This is a genomic window from Lentzea sp. HUAS TT2, assembly GCF_051853195.1.
GTDB lineage: Bacteria > Actinomycetota > Actinomycetes > Mycobacteriales > Pseudonocardiaceae > Lentzea.
Window position 1 is genome coordinate 6,107,482 of sequence record NZ_CP196667.1, and the last position, 20,393, is coordinate 6,127,874.

At 69.6% G+C, this 20,393-nt stretch carries 16 protein-coding genes; 7 read left to right on the forward strand and 9 right to left on the reverse strand.

Annotated features, from left to right (window positions below):
- Positions 1-63: 63 nt before the first annotated feature.
- Positions 64-2,193 (reverse strand): RICIN domain-containing protein, encoded by a 2,130-nt coding sequence (locus ACSHWB_RS29795; RefSeq protein WP_439656585.1) that lies wholly within the window; start codon positions 2,191-2,193, stop codon positions 64-66.
- A gap of 106 nt (positions 2,194-2,299) precedes the next feature.
- Between ACSHWB_RS29795 and ACSHWB_RS29800 the strand changes: the two genes are divergently transcribed.
- Together ACSHWB_RS29800 and ACSHWB_RS29805 are read left to right on the forward strand one after the other, a co-directional pair.
- Positions 2,300-2,797 (forward strand): helix-turn-helix domain-containing protein, encoded by a 498-nt coding sequence (locus ACSHWB_RS29800; RefSeq protein ID WP_439656586.1) that lies wholly within the window; start codon positions 2,300-2,302, stop codon positions 2,795-2,797.
- Complete coding sequence (locus ACSHWB_RS29805) at positions 2,790-3,359, forward strand: SRPBCC family protein (protein ID WP_439656587.1); 570 nt, start codon at positions 2,790-2,792, stop codon at positions 3,357-3,359. Before ACSHWB_RS29800 ends, ACSHWB_RS29805 begins: the two co-directional genes overlap by 8 nt.
- Here the strand turns inward: ACSHWB_RS29805 and ACSHWB_RS29810 are convergent.
- Genes ACSHWB_RS29810 through ACSHWB_RS29830 form a run of 5 tightly spaced genes read right to left on the reverse strand, consistent with a single transcriptional unit; the run spans position 3,332 to position 9,656 of the window.
- Positions 3,332-4,534, reverse strand: coding sequence for an FAD-binding protein (locus ACSHWB_RS29810; RefSeq protein ID WP_439656588.1), 1,203 nt, complete (start codon positions 4,532-4,534; stop codon positions 3,332-3,334). The two genes, ACSHWB_RS29805 and ACSHWB_RS29810, sit on opposite strands and share 28 nt — an antisense overlap.
- Positions 4,531-6,066 (reverse strand): dipeptide ABC transporter ATP-binding protein, encoded by a 1,536-nt coding sequence (locus ACSHWB_RS29815; protein WP_439656589.1) that lies wholly within the window; start codon positions 6,064-6,066, stop codon positions 4,531-4,533. Before ACSHWB_RS29815 ends, ACSHWB_RS29810 begins: the two co-directional genes overlap by 4 nt.
- Positions 6,063-7,733, reverse strand: a complete 1,671-nt coding sequence (locus ACSHWB_RS29820) for an ABC transporter substrate-binding protein (RefSeq protein ID WP_439656590.1) — start codon at positions 7,731-7,733, stop codon at positions 6,063-6,065. Before ACSHWB_RS29820 ends, ACSHWB_RS29815 begins: the two co-directional genes overlap by 4 nt.
- A 13-nt stretch (positions 7,734-7,746) precedes the next feature.
- Complete coding sequence (locus ACSHWB_RS29825; RefSeq protein ID WP_439656591.1) at positions 7,747-8,742, reverse strand: ABC transporter permease; 996 nt, start codon at positions 8,740-8,742, stop codon at positions 7,747-7,749.
- Positions 8,739-9,656 carry an ABC transporter permease gene (locus tag ACSHWB_RS29830; protein WP_439656592.1) on the reverse strand — a complete coding sequence of 306 codons (918 nt, stop codon included), beginning with the start codon at positions 9,654-9,656 and terminating at the stop codon, positions 8,739-8,741. Before ACSHWB_RS29830 ends, ACSHWB_RS29825 begins: the two co-directional genes overlap by 4 nt.
- A 151-nt stretch (positions 9,657-9,807) precedes the next feature.
- On the opposite strand from ACSHWB_RS29830, the gene ACSHWB_RS29835 reads away from it, so the two are divergent.
- Complete coding sequence (locus tag ACSHWB_RS29835; protein ID WP_439656593.1) at positions 9,808-10,782, forward strand: methyltransferase; 975 nt, start codon at positions 9,808-9,810, stop codon at positions 10,780-10,782.
- Here the strand turns inward: ACSHWB_RS29835 and ACSHWB_RS29840 are convergent.
- Positions 10,772-11,554, reverse strand: a complete 783-nt coding sequence (locus ACSHWB_RS29840; RefSeq protein WP_439656594.1) for a siderophore-interacting protein — start codon at positions 11,552-11,554, stop codon at positions 10,772-10,774. The genes ACSHWB_RS29835 and ACSHWB_RS29840 overlap by 11 nt on opposite strands.
- Entirely contained in the window at positions 11,551-13,809 is a 2,259-nt protein-coding gene (locus tag ACSHWB_RS29845) for an ATP-binding cassette domain-containing protein (protein ID WP_439656595.1), read from the reverse strand. Before ACSHWB_RS29845 ends, ACSHWB_RS29840 begins: the two co-directional genes overlap by 4 nt.
- Positions 13,810-13,887: 78 nt before the next feature.
- On the opposite strand from ACSHWB_RS29845, the gene ACSHWB_RS29850 reads away from it, so the two are divergent.
- The 4 genes from ACSHWB_RS29850 to ACSHWB_RS29865 all read left to right on the forward strand — a co-directional run bounded on the left by ACSHWB_RS29850 (position 13,888) and on the right by ACSHWB_RS29865 (position 17,788).
- Positions 13,888-14,676: a TetR/AcrR family transcriptional regulator C-terminal domain-containing protein gene (locus ACSHWB_RS29850; protein WP_439656596.1), complete on the forward strand. Its 789-nt coding sequence runs from the start codon at positions 13,888-13,890 to the stop codon at positions 14,674-14,676.
- Positions 14,677-14,722: 46 nt separating this feature from the next.
- Positions 14,723-15,094 (forward strand): hypothetical protein, encoded by a 372-nt coding sequence (locus ACSHWB_RS29855; protein ID WP_439656597.1) that lies wholly within the window; start codon positions 14,723-14,725, stop codon positions 15,092-15,094.
- Positions 15,095-15,139: 45 nt separating this feature from the next.
- The gene (locus ACSHWB_RS29860; protein ID WP_439656598.1) at positions 15,140-16,168 is read left to right on the forward strand and encodes an alpha/beta hydrolase family protein; all 1,029 of its coding nucleotides are present in this window, start codon (positions 15,140-15,142) and stop codon (positions 16,166-16,168) included.
- Positions 16,169-16,240: 72 nt separating this feature from the next.
- Positions 16,241-17,788: an outer membrane protein assembly factor BamB family protein gene (locus tag ACSHWB_RS29865; protein WP_439656599.1), complete on the forward strand. Its 1,548-nt coding sequence runs from the start codon at positions 16,241-16,243 to the stop codon at positions 17,786-17,788.
- Here ACSHWB_RS29865 and ACSHWB_RS29870 read toward each other — a convergent pair.
- Positions 17,762-20,374 (reverse strand): BTAD domain-containing putative transcriptional regulator, encoded by a 2,613-nt coding sequence (locus tag ACSHWB_RS29870; RefSeq protein WP_439656600.1) that lies wholly within the window; start codon positions 20,372-20,374, stop codon positions 17,762-17,764. The genes ACSHWB_RS29865 and ACSHWB_RS29870 overlap by 27 nt on opposite strands.
- Between the last annotated feature and the right edge of the window lie 19 nt (positions 20,375-20,393).

Below are 20,393 nucleotides of genomic sequence, written 5' to 3' on the forward strand. Positions count from 1 at the left end.
GACCGGAGCATGGGGATGCGTAACTCAAAACCACTCAGTGGAACATCAATTCTTGGGGAAACATCACGGGTAGTTGGCCAGGTAGGCCTCGGTGGACCCGGCGGTCACCCGTCCACCCGAGTTGTTGATGATGCGCTCGATGGTTCCCTTGCCGCCCAACGAGATCGTCACCATGCTGTGGAACTTGACGCCCGGGGTGTTCGGCACCTCGAACGCCCGGTCGGCCACCACGCTCGGGTTGGCGTTGGCGAAGATGTAGCTGCCCAGGCCCCACGCCTCGTGCGTCGTGACGTTGTTGGCGACCTTGTACGCCGCGTAGCCGCGGGTCGAGCCGTTCATCCACGCCGCCTGGTTGGGCGCCTCGTACGGCATCTCGTTCTGGTAGAAGTACGTCCGGCCGCCCTGGCCGTTCCAGATGGTCTGGTACTTCTGGTAGTGCTCGACGAACAGGCCGTACATCGTCACGTTGTTGCCGTTGACGATCAGGCCGGTGTCCGCGCGGTTGACGTCCCAGCCGACGCCGATGGAGTGGTCACCTCGCCACAGCCACAGGTGGTCGCCGATCACGTTGTGGCTGTTGACCACCAACGAGGTCGTGGCCCGCCCGATGGCCGAACCGCCGATGCGCACGTAGAAGTCGTGCAGCGACGTCGGGTTGGCCGAGTGGTTGGCGTTGCTGCCCGGTGCGCCGATCTGCGCGAGCAGCGGCGAGTTGGTCGGGGCCGCGTCGAGGAGCAGGCCGGCGATCTTCACACCGTCCACATCGGCCACGTCGAGCGCCAGGTTGCCGTTGGTGGGCATGACGGTCGCGAGACCGAGGCCCATCACGACGGTGTCGGGGCGGGTGACGCGGATCGGCTCCGAGACCTGGTGGATGCCCGGCGTGAGCAGCAGGTGCTTGCCGGCCGCGAGCTGCGCGTTCATCGTGGCGGCCGAGGTGCCCGGCTTCGCGATGTAGAACTGCGACAGCGGGATGTTCGTGCCCTGCTGGTTACCGGAGGCCCAGGTGGTGCCGCTGGTGTTGGAGCGCAGCGCCGGGACGAACACGTTGTAGTTGCCGCTGCCGTCGACGTTCAGGAACGGCTTCTCCCGCACGACGGGGGTCTGCGCGACGGTGGTGTACGGCGGCTCCGGGAACGTGTTCTGCGGTGCGTTGCGGGCACCGACGAACACCATGTTCCAGTTCTCACCGGTCCAGGAGCCCCACTCGGTGTTGCGCGACAGCCACTGCTGCTGCGAACCGGAGCGTACCTGGCCCGTCACCACGGAGTCGGCGAGGAAACCACCGCTCGACCAGCCGTTGTCGTCGAGCTGCATGTTGCCGTAGATCTTCGTGCGGCGCATCGCGGAGGCCTGCGAGACGGCCCACGTGTTCGTGCCCGACGGCGGCCGCACCGCGAGGTTCTCCGCGCCACGCCAGAAGTTGTGCGTCGCGTTGCCCTCGAACCAGTCGGCCTCGACGTGCACCTGGCCGTTGATCGTCACGCCGTCCGGCAGCAGGCCCAGGCCGAGGACCTGGGTGAAGAAGCCGATGTTGACGTCGACGTTGTAGTTGCCGGGCTTGAACATGATCGCGTACCGGCGCGCGTCGTACTGACCCTCTTCCTGCTGACGGAAGACGTCGTTGAGCCGCGCCTGGATCGTGGCGGAGGACATCGACGGGTCGAAGATCAGCACGTTCGGGCCGAAGTCGGGCTGGCCCGGCTGCTGCGTGCCGCCGGTGAGGCGGAAGAGCTGTGCGTTGGTCCCGTTGCAGGTGTACTGGACCAACTGGACGTCACCGGTCGACGCGCCGGGTACGTCGAGGCACTTGGCGCTGTTGCGGTTCACGAACCGGTAGGTGTCCGTGCCGACGGCCTCAGCGCGCCATTGCTGGTTGTTCGCGTTGAACGACTGCCACATGTGGACGGCCGCGTTGTCCGCGGTGGAGACGTTCGAGACGTCCCAGACCTGGCCGTCGCCGACCGTGTAGTAGCCGTCGCTCGTGGGCGTGAAGGTCCAGGTCTGTCCTGAGCATCCTTGTTGGCGGAGCTGTGCGCCGTTGGCCGTTCCCAGCGACTCCACGCACTTTCCGCTGCCGACGTTCGTCACTTGATAAGCGGTTCCGGGCACCACGTCGGCCTGCGCCGCGACCGTCCACACAGGAACGATCGCCGCTGCTGCCAACGCTGCCACCAGCAGGGGGGTTCTCACGGGTCACAGGGTGGGGGTGGTTTGTTGCAACCGTCAACGAACCTAACTGTTTCCGGTCGTGTTCCGGTATTGACAAATGATTTTGTCAAATGAGACCGTGCTAGGCGTGGAGCTGTCCCCGTTGCGTCGATCGCTGCTGGAGCTGCTGCGCTCACCGGCCTCGGCGACGCAGCTCGCGGCGGCCCTCGAGCTGCCGCGGCAGCGGGTGAACTACCACGTCAGAGCCCTGGAGCAGGCAGGACTGGTCGAGCTCGTCGAGGAACGTCAGCGGCGCGGCTGCGTCGAACGCGTGCTGCGCGCGAAGCCGGGCAGGGAGATCGCCGCCGGCGTCCAGGACCAGTTCGCGGCGACGCACCTGGTGTCGGTCGCGCAGGACACGGCGCGCGGCGTCGAGCGGATGTCGAACGCGGCGGCCGACGCGGGAAAGCGCTTGCTCACGTTCACGGTGGAGACGACGGTCCGCTTCGGCGCGCCCGGCGACGTCCACGAGTTCACCAGCGACCTGGCCGAAGCGGTGCGGCAGATCGCTCTGAAGTACGACACCGAGTCAGGCCGCCCGTACCGGGTGGTCGCCATGGGCCACCCCGGAGCGGCAGATGAGTGACGAGGGCATCCAGATCGAGATCACCGTGGCCGCGCCGGTCGAGGAGGTGTGGCAGTCGTTCCGCGACAAGGAGAAGCTGCGCCACTGGCACGGCTGGGACATCCCCGAGCTCGACGCGGAGATCGACCACATCTACTTCACGAACGCCGAGGAGGACGGCACCACGCTGATCGTCCACGGCCACGACACGTTCGCGCTGAGCGCCGTCCCCGAGGGCACCCGCGTCGTGCTGACGCGCGCGCCCAAGGGCACCTCACCCGAGTGGGACGACTACTACGAGGACATCACCGAGGGCTGGATCTCGTTCCTGCACCAGCTGAAGTTCGCGCACGAGTACCACCCCGGGCAGCAGCGCCGCACGATCTTCTGGCCGTCCGAGGTCGACCTCGGCGTGGACGGCAAGCCGTTCTTCGAGTCGGCGAACCAGCGCGGCGTCGTGGTCGAGGAGTTCGGCCCCGGACTGGTGATCACCAGCTCGAAGATGACCATCGTGACGACCTACGGGTTCTCCGGCGCCGAGCTGGAGGCGCTGCGTCAGAGGGGCCCGGCCGACCCGAAGTAGCGGGTCAGGAAGTCGTTGCGGAAGACGCCTTTCGGGTCGTGCTCGCCGAGCAGCGCCCGGAAGGCGTCCCACTGCGGGTAGCGGGCGGCCAGCAACGCCGGCGGCACGGTGAAGAGCTTGCCCCAGTGCGGCCGCGGCGCGATGGCCTCCTCCAGCCGGGGGAGGATCCTGAGCACGCCGGGGGTGTCCGGCACCCAGGTGAAGTGGATCGCGATGCTGTCGCGGTCGAAGGCGGGGCTGAGCCACTGCGGTTCGGCGTCGATCGTGCGGATCTCGCAGGTCTGCACCAGCGGCGAGATCACCGTCGACATCTCGGCCAGCGCCCGCAACGCCGTCACCGCGCGGGTGCGGGGCACGAAGTACTCGGTCTGCAGCTCCTCGCCGACCGACGGCGTGAACTCGGCGCGGAAGTGCGGCAGCCGCTCGTGCCACGGGCCGGGCACACCGCCCTGCACCGTGCAGCGGTCGGCGGGCTGGCCGGGAACCGGATGCGCCGGCGCGGACGCCGCACGCCCAGGGAAGGCGAACTCGGGGTCGCCCACGCGGTGCTTCGTCCACAGCGTCGCGCCGCCCTGCCAGTCGACGAACGCGCTGACGCTGTACGCGCCGTCGAAGATCTGCTCCAGCTTGACGAGCAGGGTCGTCCAGGCGACGTCCTCGTAGACCGTCTGCGCGACCTGGAACGACGGCACCACGTCCAGGGTCAGCGTCGTGACGACACCCAGGCCGCCCAGCGACACGGCCGCACCGGCGGAGGTCAGCTCGACGACCGAGCCGTCCCCGCGCATCACCTCGACGGTCCGCACGGCACCGGCCAGCGACCGGGAACCGGAGCCGTGGGTGGCGGTGGCGACCGCGCCGGCCACCGTGATGTGCGGCAACGACGGCAGCGTGTGCAGCGCCAGGCCCGCCGCCTCCAGCCGGACGGACAGGTCGGCGAGCGTCATGCCGGCGCTCACCCGGACCGTGTGGCCGGACACCTCGAAGACCTCGGGCATGGCCGACAGCGACACCAGCGTGCCGGTCGTGTCGGCGATCGTGCTGAACGAGTGCCCAGTGCCCAGGACGTGCACGGCCGATGAACCGCGCACGAGCGCGCGCAGGTCGTCGGCTGAAGCCGGGGCGACGACCTGGGCCGCGGTGAACGTGACGTTGCCCGCCCAGTTGGTGCTCATACGGACACGGTAAGCGCCGATGCCAGCAATCGTTGTGTGTAGGGGTCCTGCGGCGCGGCGAACACCGACGTTCCCTCCTCCACCACGCGGCCGTGGTGGAGCACCGCGACGCGGTCCGCGAGGTGCTGGACGACGGCCAGGTCGTGGCTGATGAACAGGCACGCGAACCGCAGGTCGCGCTGCAGTGAGCGGACCAGGTCCAGCACCTTCGCCTGCACGGTCACGTCCAGCGCGGACGTCGGCTCGTCGGCGACGAGCAGGTCGGGGTCCAGCGCGATGGCGCGGGCGATGCCGACCCGCTGGCGCTGGCCGCCGGACAGCTCGTGCGGGTAGCGGTCGCGCAGGGAGGCGGTGAGCTGCACGGCGTCGAGCAGCGAGTCGACCTTCGCGGCCAGTTCCGCGCCGCGCAGCGAGGTGTGCAGCAGCAACGGCTGCGCGATCGACTTCGCGATCGTGGCGCGCGGGTTCAGCGACGACAGCGGGTCCTGGAACACCAGCCCGATCCGGCCGCGGTCGGCCTTGCGCAGCGCCGAGACCTCCTTGCCGGACACCGTGATCCGCCCGGTGTAGCGGGTGAGCCCGGTGATCGCGCCGGCGAGGGACGACTTGCCGGAACCGGACTCGCCGACCAGGCCGAGGGTCTCGCCCCGGCCGATCTCCAGCGACACCTCGGAGACCGCGCGGAACTTGCCGTAGGTGACGGAGACGCCGGCGAGACTCAGCACCGGTTCCTCCACGGCACGCGAGGCCAGTTCGCGGGAGTCCAGCCGCAGCACCGAGTCGAGCAACGTCCGCGTGTACTCCTGCGCCGGCTCCTGGAAGACCTGCCGCACGGGACCGGTCTCCACGACCCGGCCCGCGTTCATCACGACCACCCGGTCCGCCAGGTCCGCGACCACGCCCATGTCGTGCGTGATCAGCAGGATCGCGACACCGAGCCGGTCGCGCAGGTCCCGCAGCAACCCGAGGATCTCGGCCTGCACGGTCACGTCCAGCGCGGTCGTCGGCTCGTCGGCGATCAGCAGCGACGGCTCGTTCGCCACCGCCATCGCGATCACCACGCGTTGCAGCTGACCGCCGGACATCTCGTGCGGATAGGCCTTGAACCGTTCGGGAGGCAGCCCGACGAGCCGCAGCAGTTCCAACGCCCCTGCGCGAGCCTCGGATCGCGAGACCGCGCGGTGCACCCGCACGGCCTCGACGATCTGGCTGCCGATGGTGAAGACGGGGTTGAGAGCGCTCATGGGTTCCTGGAACACCATGCCGACGTCATTGCCCCGCACCTCACGCAGTTCGGTGGCGGTCAACGAGTACAGGTCCCGCCCGCCGAGCAGGGCCCGTCCCGACACCAACGCCGTGGCGGGCAGGAGCCCCAGCAACGACATCGCGGTCACGGTCTTGCCGGAGCCGGACTCGCCGACCACGGCGAGGACCTCCCCGGCGGTCAGCGAGAACGAGACCTCGCTGACCGCGGGGGAGCCGGAGCCGAAGTCCACCGAGACGTCCTCGACCGACAGCAGCACTTCACTCACTTCGTGATACCCACCTGCAGGTAGTTCGGGTAGGCGGGGAAGTCTGCGATGAAGAAGTTGCCGACCTTCGAGCCGCGGATGAACGAGTTGCGGGTGTAGATCAGCGGCACGACCGGCGAGTCCTGCAGGATCCGCTTGTCGATCGCGGCCCACTTCTTCCCGGCCTCCGCCGGGTCCACGGTGGACTGCGCCTCCTCGATCAGCTTGTCCACGTCCGCGTTGGAGTAGCGCGAGGTGTTGTAACCGCCCTTGCCGATCTCCGAGGTCGCGAACAGCGGCTGGATGTTCGAGTTCGCGCTGGGGAAGTCCGGCTGCCACGACGACAGGGTGAGGTCGTAGGACGGGTTGTCCGAGAGGTTCGTCTCGGTCTGGAACGCGTCCTCCTCCAGGGAACGGATGTTCACCTTGATGCCGGCGCGGGCCAGCGCCGCCTGGATCGCCTCGGCCTTGTCGGTCTGGTTGTTGGACTTGTTCAGCACCAGCGACAGGTTGTCGAGGCCGTTCGGGAAACCGGCCTCGGCGAGCAGCGCCTTGGCCTTGTCCGGGTCGCCCTCGGGCTTGCTGGGGTAGAGGTCGAACTGCTCGCGGCCCTCGATGCCCTGCGTGATCAGCGTGGAGGCGGTGTCACCGGCGAGCTGGGCGTTGCCGGCGGACGCCACCTGGTAGGCGGCCTTGTTCACCGCGTACTGGAACGCCTGCCGCACCTTGACGTTGTTCAGCGGTGCCTTCTGCGTGTTCAGCGCGAGGTAGGCGACGGCGCCCGACTTCGAGGTCACCACGCGGGACTTCGCCGACGGGTTGCCCTGCAGCTGCGCGAGCTGGGCGGGGGAGACGAACGACGACGCGAACGCGGTCTGGTCGTCACCGGAGTCGGCGGCGAGGCGCTGCGAGACGACCGAGGCCTCCTGGCCCAGCTGGAACACCACGCTGTCGGGCAGTCCTGCGCGGACCTGGTCCTTCGCGGGCTCCCAGTTCGTGTTGCGCTTGAGCTTGACCTCGACGCCCTTGGTGTAGGTCTCGACCTCGTACGGGCCGGACGCGACCGCGTGCTCGTGGTAGTCGGCCTCCGCGCCCTTGCCCTTCGGCACCGGTGCGAACGCCGGCGTGGAGGCGATCCACGGCCAGTCGCCGTACGGGCGGGTCAGCGTGAAGACGATGGTCTTCTCGTCCGGGGTCTTGATGGAGTCGAGCTCCTTGCCCTCGAACGGGCCCTGGTAGTCTCCGCCGCCCAGCAGGTCCTTGTGGTAGCCGAGGCCGCCGCCGAACGCCGGTGCGTACGACCGCTCGACGCCCCACTTCACGTCCGCGGACGTGATCGGCGTGCCGTCGCTGAACTTCAGGCCGTCCTGCAGCACGAACGTCCAGGTCTTGCCACCGTCGCTGGTCTTGCCGGTGTCGGAGAGGTCGGGGACGACCTTGGCGGGCTGGCCGACGGCGTTCTGCCAGCCGGTCAGCCTGCGGTGCACCAGGCCGAGCGAGGTGATCGCGAGGCTCTGCGACTTGGCCGGGTCGAGGTTGAGCGTGCGCGACTCGGACAGGATGCGCAGCGTGCCGCCCTTCTCCGGCTTGGCCGCGGCGTCACCGGAGGGCTTCTGGTCGTTCGCGCCGCACGCCGACACCGCCAGGGCTCCCGCGAGCGCGATCGTTAGAAGTTTCTTGCTGGACAACGGACTTTCCCCCTCAGGTGAGTCGTGCTCGCGGATCGAGCACGCCGTAGGACAGGTCGACGACGGCGTTGGCGACGACTACGAGAAAACCTGCGAACAAGGTGCAGCCGAGCAGGGTCGGCAGGTCGCGGGCGTGCACCGCCTCGATCAGCAGGCCGCCCAGGCCCGGCAGGCTGAACACCCGCTCGGTGATCACGGCGCCGCCGAGCAGCGAGCCGAACTCGATGCCGGTCAGCGTCACGACGGGCAGCAACACGTTGCGCAGCGCGTGTTTGCCGACGACGGTCCGTTCCGGCACGCCCTTCGCGCGGGCCGTGCGGATGAAGTCCTCGCTCATCGTCTCGAGCATCTGCGAGCGAGTGAGCTTCACGTAGTGGGCGCCGTGCGCGAACGCCAGCACGCACCAGGGCAGCACCAGACCCCACGCCCAGCGCACCGGGTCCTCGCTGAACGCGGTGTAGTTGCCGACCGGCACGACGTTGAGCTGGAAGCCGAGCACGAGGATCCCGAGCAGCCCCACCAGGTACACGGGCGCGGACACGCCGATCACGGACCCCGCGAGCGCGGCCCGGTCGAACCAGGAGTCCTTGCGCAGCGCGGCGTACACGCCGATCGCGACGCCCAGCCCGACCCACAGGATCGCGGCGCCGATCGCGAGCGAGAACGTCACCGGCAGCCGGTCGCCGATCAGCTCCAGCACGTCGGCGTTCTGCCGGAACGAGTAGCCGAAACACGGTGCGGCGCAGTGGATCGCCGTCGCGCCGGTGCCGAACGTCCGCCCGGTGAAGATCCCGCCGAGGAACGTGAGGAACTGCTGCCACCACGGCTCGTCGAAGCCCATGAACTCCCGCGCCAGCGCGAGGTTCTCCGGCGTGCACGGCTTGCCGCACGCCAGCAGGGCCGGATCCGACGGCACCAGGTAGAACACGACGAACGTGCAGAAGGCGACGATCAGCAGCACGAGCAGCATGCCGCCCAGCCGCGCCGAGGCGTACCTGAGCGTCCTCACCTGGTCACCGACCTCGGGTCGAGCGCGTCCCGCAGGCCGTCGCCGACCGCGTTGAACGCCCACGTGACCGCGAACAGCGCCAGGCCGGGGAACAGCAGGTACGCGGGGTCGACCCGCACCCAGTCGATCGCGGCGCTGATGGAACGGCCCCAGCTCGGCGTGGGCGGCAGCACCCCGACGCCGAGGAACGACAGCGCGGCCTCCAGCCCGATCTTGCCCGGCACCGACAACGTTGCCATGACGAGCACGGGACCCCAGAGGTTCGGCAGCAGCTCGGTGCGGAACACCTGCCACGGCGAGGCGCCGAGCACGCGGGCGGCCTTCACGAAGTTGCGTTCCTTCAACGTGAGCACCTGCGCCCGCACGATCCGCGCGGTCGACGGCCAGCCGAAGAACCCGATCACCACGATCAGCAGCAGCGCCCGCGGGAACTCGACCGGCACCACCGCCCCGATCGCGATCATGAACACCAGGTACGGGAAGCCCAGGAACACGTCGGCGCCCCAGGTGATGATCCGGTCGACCCAGCCGCCGAGGTAGCCGGCGGCCGCGCCGATCAGCACCCCGAGCCCGATCGAGACCAGCGTGGCCGCGAGGCCGATCAGGAACGACGTCCGCGCGCCGTGCACGACGATCGCGAACAGGTCCCGCCCGGTCAGCGGCTCGACCCCGAACCAGTGCTCGGTGCTCACCCCGCCGAACGCTCCGGCGGGCAGCCCGGTCTCGCGATCGAGCGCGGTGGCGTCGTAGGTGTACGGGTCGTGGCCCTCGATGGCGGTGAGGACGTCCGCGAAGATCGCGACCAGGCCGATCACCAGGACGGTGACGGTGCCGGCGAGCGCCCAGCGGTCGCGGGCGAGCACCGATCTGATCGCGGCGGGCACGGACCGCGCGACGGGAGTGGACAACTGCATGACCTGCTTCTCGGGCGTGTTGATCTGTCGCGCCGCACAGTAAGCCGATCGAGTGAGTGAATCGTCCACGTCCACTGGCTGAGAACGTGTTAACACTATTGCTTCAGTGTTGACCGAAATTAAGTTGCACGTGGTGGCAGGGTGGGTCTACGTGGACACCGACGTACAACGGCTCCGACAGATGTCCGGGCTGGTCACGCCGATGGCACTCCGGGTCGCCGTGACCCTGGGGCTGCCGGACCGCCTGCGTGATCGCCCCGCGACCGCCCACGAACTCGCACCCGAACTCGAGGTCGATCCGCTCGCTCTCGACCTGCTCCTCGACCACCTGGTGACCCTCGGTGTGGCCGAACCCATGGGCGCCGGCTACCGCACCACGCCCTTCGGCGCACTGCTCTGCGTGGACGCGGACAACAACCTGAACAACCTGCTGCACCAGGACTCCGCCGCCGGGCGCGCCGACCTGGCGTTCATCGACCTGATCCACAGCGTCCGCACCGGCGGGCCCGCCTACCCCGTCCGCTACGGGCAGGACTTCTGGACCGACCTGGCCGAGCAGCGGCATCTTCGGGACGCGTTCGACCGGCAGATGACCGACCGCATGCGGGACTGGGTGCCGCAGGTCGTCAGGAACTACGACTGGTCGCGGTTCGGCACGCTCGTCGACGTCGGTGGCGGGCATGGCAGCCTGCTCGCCGCGATCCTCGAGGCGAACCCGGCGATGCGCGGCCACCTCGTCGACCTGGAGGACACCGCGGAGGGTGCACGTGCGGTGCTCGGCCTGTACGGCCTCGGCGACCGCACAGAGGTGACCGGAGGCAGCTTCTTCGACCCGTTGCCCGCCGGGGCGGACGCCTACCTGCTGTTCGACATCCTGCACGACTGGGACGACGAGCAGGCGCACCGGATCCTGGCGCGCTGCGTCGAGGCGGCGCCGGACGGGCGGGTCCTCGTCGTGGAGTCCCTCGGCGAGAGCACGGAGTTCGACCTCGTCATGCTCGTGCACTTCGGGGGGCGCGACCGAGGGCTCCACGACTTCGAACGGCTGGCGGCGGCGCACGGACTCAAACTCGCGTCCGTGACTCAGGTGACCCCCGGCCGCAGCCTGCTGGAGTTCACTCGCTGAGCGCGGCGATCCGTTCCTGGACCTCGGCGAGGTCGTCGGCGGTGGGCGCGTCGTCCTGGGTGAGCGCGCGCCGCCAGTAACCGGCGAACTCGATGTCCTTCTTGGACACTCCGAGGCCGACGAAGTGCCTGCGCAGCGTGCGGACCGCGGAGGCCTCGCCGCCGAGCCACACCCACACCGACGACGGCACTTCGGCCGCGGTCACCACCGAGACCAGGTCCTCCCCGGCACTGCGGTGCACCCATCGCACGCCGGGGACGTCCTGCTCCTCCAACGGGTCCGCGACCTCGACGAACACCAGTCGTTGCTGGGACGCGGGCAGCAGTTCCAGCAACGAGCCGATCGCGGGCAACGCGGTCTCGTCGCCCGCGAACACCAGCAGGTCGGCGGTGCCGAGCGGGCGGGCGTAGTCGGCCGAGGGCCCGAACCGCCCGATGACGTCACCGACCTGGGCCGTGGCAGCCCAGCGCGATGCTGGTCCGCTGTCGCCGTGCAGCACGAAGTCGACGGTCAGCACGCCGTCGGCCAGCGACCGGACGGTGAAGCTGCGCATCCACGGCCGTTCGGGCTCGGGCATCCCGAGGTAGGCCTGGTACCAGGTGCCGACGTCGGGGGCGTCCGACACGTGCGCTGATCCGCCTGGCCGGGGGAAGAGCAGCTTGAGTTGCTGGTCCGGCCAGGTGCCGATGTCACCGAGCCCGGGGCCGCCGAACGTCAGGCGGGTCATGCGCGGGGTCAGCGGCTGGACCGAGGTCACCGTCAGCAGGCTCAAGACAGGTATCCCTTCAGGTGCCGGGCGGTCAGGGTGTCCGAAGTGGACACGAGCTCGCCGGGGGTGCCGGAGAAGACGACCTGGCCGCCGTCGTGACCCGCGCCGGGGCCCATGTCGACGATCCAGTCGGCGTGCGCCATCACGGCGAGGTGGTGCTCGATCACGATCACCGTGTTGCCGGCGTCGATCAGCTGGTCCAGCAGGCCGAGCAGCTGGTCGACGTCCGCGAGGTGCAGGCCGGAGGTCGGTTCGTCCAGCACGTACGTGGAGGCTTTCTCCGCCATGTGGATCGCGAGCTTCAGTCGTTGCCGCTCACCGCCGGACAGCGTCGTGAGCGGCTGGCCGAGCGAGAGGTACGACAGGCCGACGTCGTGCAGGCGGCTGAGCACCGCGTGCGCCTGGCCGGACGGGAAGAAGTCGCGGGCCCCGGCGACGGACATGCCGAGCACCTCGCTGATGTTCTTGCCCCGCAACGTGTAGCGCAGTACCTCGGGAGTGAACCGCTTGCCCTCGCACTTCTCGCAGACCGTGGCGACGCCGGCCATCATCGCGAGGTCGGTGTAGACGAGCCCGATGCCCTTGCACTTCTCGCACGCGCCCTCGGAGTTCGCGCTGAACAGAGCCGCCTTGACGCCGTTGGCCTTGGCGAAGGCCGTGCGCACCGAGTCGAGCAGGCCGGTGTAGGTGGCGGGGTTGGACCGGCGCGAGCCGCGGATCGGCGACTGGTCGACCGTCACGACGCCCGGCCGCGCGCGCAGCGATCCGTGGATCAGCGACGACTTGCCGGAGCCCGCGACGCCGGTGACCACGGTCAGCACGCCGAGCGGGAGGTCGACCGACACGTCCTTGAGGTTGTTGGTGCGGGCGCCGGTGATCGTCAGGAACCCCTTGGGGGAGCGGAACTCCGGCCGCAGCTTGGCCCGGTGGTCGAGGTGGCGGCCGGTCAGCGTGCCGGACGCGCGCAGGCCCGCCACGTCGCCGGAGTAGCAGAGGTGGCCGCCGTTGACGCCCGCGCCGGGGCCGAGGTCGACGACGTGGTCGGCGATCTCGATGGTCTCCGGCTTGTGCTCCACGACGAGGACGGTGTTGCCCTTGTCCCGCAGCAGGAGCAGGAGGTTGTTCATCCGCTGGATGTCGTGCGGGTGCAGGCCGACGGTCGGTTCGTCGAACACGTAGGTGATGTCGGTGAGCGAGGAACCCAGGTGCCGCACCATCTTCACGCGCTGCGACTCGCCGCCGGACAGCGTGCCGGACTCGCGGTCGAGCGACAGGTAGCCGAGGCCGATCTCGACCAGCGAGTCGAGCGTGCCGCGCAGGGTGGCGAGCAGGGGCGCGACGGACGGGTCGTCGATGGCGTGCACGAACTTCGCCAGGTCGCTGATCTGCATCGCGCAGCAGTCCGCGATGTTCGCGCCGCGGATCCTCGAGTTCAACGCGGCCTGGTTGAGCCGGGCGCCCTGGCAGTCGTGGCAGGTCGCGAAGGTGACCGCCCTGTCGACGAACGCGCGGGCGTGCGGCTGCATGGACTCGCGGTCCTTGGACAGGATCGTGCGCTGCAGCTTGGAGATCAGGCCGTCGTAGGTGACCTTGGTGCCGTTGATGTTCAGCTTCGTCGTCGGCTTGTAGAGGAAGTCGTCGAGCTGCTGCTCGGTGAACGTCGAGATCGGCTGGTCGGCGGGGTAGAGGCCGGAGTTCGCGAGCACCTGCCAGTACCAGGTGCCGACGCCGTAGTTCGGGGCGTCGATCGCGCCGTCGTTGAGCGACTTGCTCCGGTCGACGATGGCGTCCACGTCGATGGTGGTGACCTTGCCCAGGCCCTCGCAGGTCTGGCACATGCCTTCCGGCAGGTTGAAGCTGAACGCGCCGGACGTGCCGACGTGCGGCCGGCCGAGGCGGCTGAAGACGATCCGGAGCATGGTGTGGGCGTCGGTGGCGGTGCCGACGGTGGAGCGGGAGTTCGCGCCCATGCGTTCCTGGTCGACGATGATCGCCGCGCTCAGGTTGTGCAGCGAGTCGACGTCCGGGCGGCCGATCGACGGCATGAAGGACTGCAGGAACGCGGTGTAGGTCTCGTTGATCATGCGCTGGGACTCGGCCGCGATCGTGCCGAAGACCAGCGAGGACTTGCCGGAGCCGGACACGCCGGTGAAGACGGTCAGGCGGCGCTTGGGGACGTCGAGTGACACGTCCGCGAGGTTGTTCTCCCTCGCTCCGCGGACCTGGATCACGTCATGGCTGTCTGCGACAGCGTTCAAGGCTGCTTCCCCCGTTGATTCTTTATGGCGTAAAGTATCGACCAACGAGGGTACTTTACGTCGTAAGGAGTCGCAACCGTGGTCGTCTACGCAGGTCAGGGCGACCCGCGCCGTTCCATCGAACTGCTCTGGCGGGCGTCGGTCGCGGAGAAGCGTTCCGGGCCGAAGCCGGGACTGAGCGTGGACGCGATCGTCGATGCGGCCATCGCGGTCGCCGACGAGCACGGCATGGCGTTCTCGATGCGCGCGGTGGGGGAGCGGCTCGGGCGCACGGCCATGGCGCTCTACACGTACGTGCCGGGCAAGAACGAGCTGGTCGACCTGATGTACGACCGCGCGATGGCCGAGCTGCCGGTGTCCTACCCGCTCGACGACGGCTGGCGGCCCGCCGTCACCGCGTGGGCGCAGGACATGTGGGAGTTCTACAGCCGTCACCCGTGGATGCTGCAGGTGTCGCAGGCACGTCCGGTGCTGGGCCCGCACGAGTTCGCGGTGATCGAGGCGCTGGCCGCGATCATGGTGTCCACCGGCCTGCCCGGCAGGGAGCTGCGCGGCATCGTCGGCGCCATCAACTACTTCGTGCGCGGCGCTGCCCAGACCGTCGCCGAGGCGCGGGCCGCGGGCGGCGCGACCGGCGAGGCGGACGAGGAGTGGTGGTACGCGCGGTCGGCCGTGCTGACGGAGATCGAGCCCGACCTCGCGAAGAAGTTCCCGATGCTGCACGTGCTGGAGAACGATCGAGAGCCTGCCAGATCCGATCCGGCTGATCCGGAACTGCCTTATCTGGAGAACGACGCCGTGGAGAACTTTCGCGGCGGATTGAAAGTGTTGCTCGACGGTGTTGAGCGCGCTGTAGCAAAACCGTGACATAGTCCGGACGTTCAGCGCACACGGACTCGATGAGATCGTGTCCATGGCAATCGGCAGAGTCCTTGTTGCCGTGGCGTGCGCCCTGATGCTGACGGCGCAAAGCACGGCGGCCGCACCCTCGCAGGACGACTACCGGCCCGCGATCATGACCATGCGCTACGACGCCGGTGAGCTGACCGGTGTGGTGCACGCGCCGCGGACGCTCGTCGGCGTGCGGCCCGTGGTGTTCAACGTCCTCGGTTCCGACGCGTACGCGCAGGACCTGGCCCGGCGGGGGATCGTCGTGGTGCAGGTCGGCGATCCCTCCGCGCTGGAACAACATCGTGAGCTGTGGCGCGACCTCAGGGTGGGCAAGGGTCCGCTGGCGCTGCGGTTCGGCGGGTTCACGGGCCATCTCGCTGTGGCAGAACCGTGACAGCTCCCTCACAGGACGACCACAAGTTCCGGGTGAGATCTGCACATGGTTATCGGAAAAGCAGCGGCCGCCGTCGTGATGGCGATGGTGCTGGCCGCGCCGACCAGTTCCGCAGCCGACCACGGCTCCGGCGTGAGGAAGGTCGAGTACTCGCTCGGTGACCGGGCCTTTCAAGTGCCCGGCTTTCACACCGGACCGGACGGCCCCGTCGCCGATCTCGAACTCACCGCGGTCGTGCATGCGCCGCGCACGCTCGTCGGCAAGCGCCCGCTGGTGCTGCTCGCGCACGGTTACTGGAAGCCGTGTGCCGACGACCAGTGGAAGTGGCCGTGTCCGGCCGGGGACGCGTTCCCGAGCTACCGCGGGTACGACTACCTCGCCGAGGAGCTGGCGCGGCAGGGTTTCGTGGTCGTGTCGGTGAGCGTGAACGGCGTCAACGCGGGGGAGATGGGCGAGATCGCGGACGTTGCCAGGGCGGCCGTGATGAGCAAACACCTGGAGCTGTGGCGCGATCTCGACGACGGCAAGGGGCCGTTGAAGCTGCCGGGGTTCCGCGGGCACGTCGACCTGACCAACGTCGGCACGCTCGGGCACTCGCGCGGTGGCCGTGGCGCGGTCTACCAGGCGTCGGACAAGCACGCCGCCGAACTGCCGGCCGGTGTGCGGATCAAGGCGGTGCTCCCGCTCGCGCCCGCCGACTACTACGCGTCGGACCCGGAAGCGCCGGAGAACCTCGACTACCGCATCACGAAGACCCCGTTCGCGGTGATGACCGGCAGCTGTGACGGCGCGGTCAGCGGCGGTTCGTACATCGACAACGCCAAGGGCCGCAACGTCGTCCCGATTCACGCCGTCACACCGAAGAACGCGAACCACAACTACTTCAATACCGAATGGTCCTACGACAACGACAGCAGCTGCCCGGCCACCGCGCTGACGCCTGAACAGCAGCGCAGGGTCGCCACCACCTACATCCCGGCGTTCTTCCGGCAGTACCTGAACGGAAGGCAGAACCCGATCGTCGGCAAGGGCTTTCCCGGCGTGAGCGTCGTGACGCATCAACCGATCGGCTAATTTCAAACAGACCTTCTTTGGGTGTTTCCCCCTTCCTCCGCTGTCAGGGTTGCTGGTGGAAGGGGGAAACTCATGCTCAAGACCACAGCGCTGCTCACCACGGCGCTAGTAGTGCTCACCGCGTCACCCGCGACGGCTCACGCCGGCGGCGACTGGGCGGGGTGGCAGAAGGACCTCAACGGATCCCGGCACAACGCCGCGGAGTGGCGGCTCAACGCCGGCAACGCGGGCAAGCTCAAGCTGAAGTGGGCGTTCGCCTATCCCAAGGGCGAGTTCAACGGCGTCCGCAGCCAGCCGGCGGTGGTCGGGGACACCATCTACTTCGGTGGCCCCGACAAGAAGTTCTACGCGAGGGACGCGCGCACAGGCAGGGCGAAGTGGGAGTTCGCGATCCCGGCGGCCGGCCACTACACCTACAACTCCGACGGACCGACGGTCGCAGAGGGCAAGGTGTTCTTCGGTGACAACGCGAGTCGCCTCTACGCGCTCGACCAGCGCACCGGCCGCCTGCGGTGGCAGGTGCAGATGGACGACGGCATCGCGTCGACCACCACCAGCTCGCCGATCGTCCACAACGGACTGCTGTACGTCGGCACGTCCAGCGCGGAGAACACGCTGCCGATCTCGCACGCCTGCTGCACGTTCCGCGGCCACATCGACGCCTACGACATCGACACGGGTGCGCTGGTGTGGCGCCACTACACGGTGCCGGAACCCGTCGAGGTCGGCACGTGGCCCAACGGCGCCAAGCGGTTCGAGCCGTCGGGTGCCGGGGTGTGGAGCTCGCCGGTGATCGACCGCAGGACCGGCACGCTCTACGTCGGCACCGGCCAGAACTACACCGGCAAGGGCGGCGAGTTCGACTCGTTGCTCGCGCTCAACGCCCGCACCGGCGCGGTGAGGTGGACCCACCAGGTCACCGACGCCGACACCTGGCGCGACGCGTGCAACACGCCTGACGCCGAGGGCTACTGCCCTGGGCTCAAGGACGGCACCAACCTCGACTACGACATCGGTGCCACGCCGAACCTGTTCTCCGTGGGCGGCCGTCAGCTCGTCGGTGTCGGCCAGAAGTCCGGTGTGTACCACGTGTTCGACGCCGCCACGGGCCAGGTCGTGTGGCGTCGTCAGCTCGGCGTGCCGCTGCCCAGCGGTGGTGTCTCCGGCATCCAGTGGGGATCGAGCTACGACGGCAAGCGGCTCTACATCGCGACCTACTACGCCGAGCCCGGCAAGCTGTTCGCGGTGGACCCCGGCACCGGCCAGGTGCTGTGGGAGACCCCGGCGCCGGAGGACGGCTGCACCACGGGCGGGGCGGCGGGCCAGCCGAGCTGCGCGCGGGCGCACGGTCTGCCGGTGTCCAGCACGCCCGGCGTGGTGTGGCTCGGTGCCGCTGACGGCAAGTTCCGCGCGTACGAAGCAAAAACCGGCCGGATCATCTGGACCTACGACACCGTGCAGGACGTTCGCGGTGTCAACGGGCTGATCGGGCGCGGCGGCACGATGTCCGGGCCCGGCACGGGAGCGGTGGTGTCGGACGGGATGGTGTACGTGCAGTCCGGCTACTACCCGGAGTTCACGAACCCCAACGGATCAGTGCTGCTGGCCTTCGGCCTGTAGTTTCGCGCGCACGCCGTCGGTCGGAAGGCCCGCCTCCGTGCGCAGTGCGACGGCCTTCTGCCAGGCCTGGCGAGCCAGCTCGGCGTCACCCGCGTCCGCATGGGTGTCGCCGAGCTGTTCGTACGCACCGGCTTCCAGCGGGAGGTCACCGCCGAGCCGGAACATCTCGGAGGACCGGGTGAACGCCTCGGCGGCCTTCGCGTGCTCGCCCAGCCCGAGGTGGCCGGTGCCCAGGTTGTCCCACGCCTCGGCCTGGCCGATCAGGTGGTCCATCGCCTGCCACATCCGCATCGCGCGCTCGCCGTACTCGACGGCCTCCGCGTACTCGCCGAGCTTGCCGTGCCCCCACGCGAGCCCGGTCAGCGCGTTGGCCTGGCCGTAGGAGTCACCGCACTCCTCGAACAACGCGAGCCCGCGCCGGGTGGTCTCCATGGCCTCGCCGATCCGGTCGTCCGGGGTCAGCATCGCGATGTTCAGCAGCACCCCTGCCTGGCCCGCCGGGTTGCCCTCGTAGACGTCGAACGCCCGGTGCAGCGCGGCGGTGGACTCCTCCGGCCTGCCCATGCGGCTCAGGCTGCGGCCGAGGTTGATCAGCGTGCGGCCCAGGCCGTCGGCGTCGTCGAGCTGCGCGACCGCGGCGACCGCGAGTTGTTGCGACGTCAGCAGATCGCGGTAGCGCGCCTGGCGGTCGAGTGCGTCGGCGAGCGACCAGCCCATGAGCCACGTCTGCGCCGCCGTGCCGTGCGGCATCGCGGCCATCAGCGTCGGGTGCTCGGCCATCAGCCACGCCAGCGCGTCCTCGTGCGTGGCGAACCGCTGGACAACCGTGCCCGCGGCCGGTTCGTGCGTGGCCGGGCGGTGGCGGCTGGGCGTGTACACGACGCCGGCCTCGACGCCCGTCAGCGCGAGGTGGTCGAGCAACCGGTGCAGCGCCTCGTCCCGTTCGCTGTCCAGCGCCAGTTCGGCCGCGTAGTCGCGCAGCAGGTCGTGGCAGGTGAACCGGCCCGGTTCCGGCTGGTCGATCAGGTTCGCCGCCGCCAGGTCCGCGAGCAGCACGTCAGTCTGCGACAGGTCCAGTCCGGCGAGCGAGGCGGCGCCTGCGAGGCTGATGTCGGGGCCCGGCATCAGCCCGAGCAGCCGGAACAGCCGCAGCGCCGCGGGGCTCAACGCCTTGCAGGAGTGGGAGAACACCGACCGCAGGTCCGCCGTGACGTCATCGTCGTCGGCGAACGCGTCGAGGTCGGCCAGCTCGTCCGCCAGTGCGGCCAGCGGGAACTCCGGCTGTGTGGCCGCACGGGCACCGGCCACCGCGAGCGCCAGCGGCAGACGGGCGCAGCGGCGGACCACGGTGTCGACGGCGTCCGGTTCTGCCCGCGCGCGGTCGTGCCCGATGCGGGCGGCCAGCAGTTCGCGGGCGTCGTCTGGCGGCAGCAATCCGAGCGGCAACGCGTGGGAGCGCGCGGGTTTCAGCGTGGTGCGGCTCGTGATCACCACGTGCGCGTTCGGCGTGCGCGGCAGCAACGGCTCGATCTGGTCGGCGTCCGTCGCGTTGTCCAGCAGCATGAGCACCCGCTTGTCCGCGAGCGCGTCCCGCAGCAACGCCGACTGGCCCGCGAGGTCGTGCGGCACCTGGGCGCGCGGCACGTCGAGGGCGGACAGGAACCGCAGCAGGGCGTCGCCGGGGCTCACCGCCGCGCCGCTCGGGCCGAAGCCGTGCAGGTTCACGTAGAGCTGGCCGTCCGGGAACCGGTCCATGGCCCGGTGCGCCCAGTGCACGGCGAGCGAGGTCTTGCCGACGCCGCCGGTACCGGTGATCACCACGACCCCGGTCGGCGCCTGGTCGAGCTCCGCGAGCTCCAGGGCCCTGCCGGTGAACGGCTTGGGCGCGGCCGGCAGCTGCCGAGGGGCCGAGGCCGCCTGCAGCCGCCGGTGTGTGGTCGCGAGATGCCGTGACGGTTCGGCGCCGAGCTCACCGGCGAGCCGGGCGCGCACGATCTCGAAGTGCCGCAACGCCTCCGCGGTGCGTCCGCTGCCGTGCAACGCCTCGATCAGCTGCGCGGCGACCCGTTCGTCCAGCGGGCGTTCGGCCGCGAGGGCGTGCAGTTGGGGGACCAGCGCCGAGTGCTCGCCCTGGGCCAGCCGCTCGTCGACGTGGTCGAGCCGGGCCGCGAGCAGCTCGGCCGCGAAGTCCGCGCGCAGCTGCCTCGCCCACGGAGTGTCCAGTGTGGACAGAAGATCGGCCCGTGCGAGCGCCAGCGCGTCCGCCGTCCTCCCGGTGCGCACGAGGTGCCGGAACAGGTGCAGGTCGATCTCCAGCGGATCGACCCGCACCCGGTAGCCGGCTCCGTCGCGTTCGACCAGGCCCGGCAGCGAGTGCCGCAGCCGGGTCAGCCACGTCTGCATCATCGCGCGGGCACGGGGTGGCGGCGCGTCACCCAGGACGCGTTCGACCAGGTCCTCGGCGCTCACCACGCGGCCCGCGTCGACGAGCAGGACGCCGAGCAGGGCCCCCAGCCTGGTCGGGCCGAACTCGGTCGTGCGGTCGCCCGTGCGTGCCGAGACCCCGCCGAAGACCGTGAACCGCACGGTGATCACCGTAGTCGCC

Coding starts and splice junctions, on each gene's coding strand:
- ACSHWB_RS29805 (WP_439656587.1), top strand. CDS start 2,790: ATGAGTGACGAGGGCATCCAGATCGAGATCACCGTGGCCGCGCCGGTC.
- ACSHWB_RS29810 (WP_439656588.1), bottom strand. CDS start 4,534: ATGAGCACCAACTGGGCGGGCAACGTCACGTTCACCGCGGCCCAGGTC.
- ACSHWB_RS29830 (WP_439656592.1), bottom strand. CDS start 9,656: ATGCAGTTGTCCACTCCCGTCGCGCGGTCCGTGCCCGCCGCGATCAGA.
- ACSHWB_RS29855 (WP_439656597.1), top strand. CDS start 14,723: ATGGCAATCGGCAGAGTCCTTGTTGCCGTGGCGTGCGCCCTGATGCTG.
- ACSHWB_RS29860 (WP_439656598.1), top strand. CDS start 15,140: ATGGTTATCGGAAAAGCAGCGGCCGCCGTCGTGATGGCGATGGTGCTG.
- ACSHWB_RS29865 (WP_439656599.1), top strand. CDS start 16,241: ATGCTCAAGACCACAGCGCTGCTCACCACGGCGCTAGTAGTGCTCACC.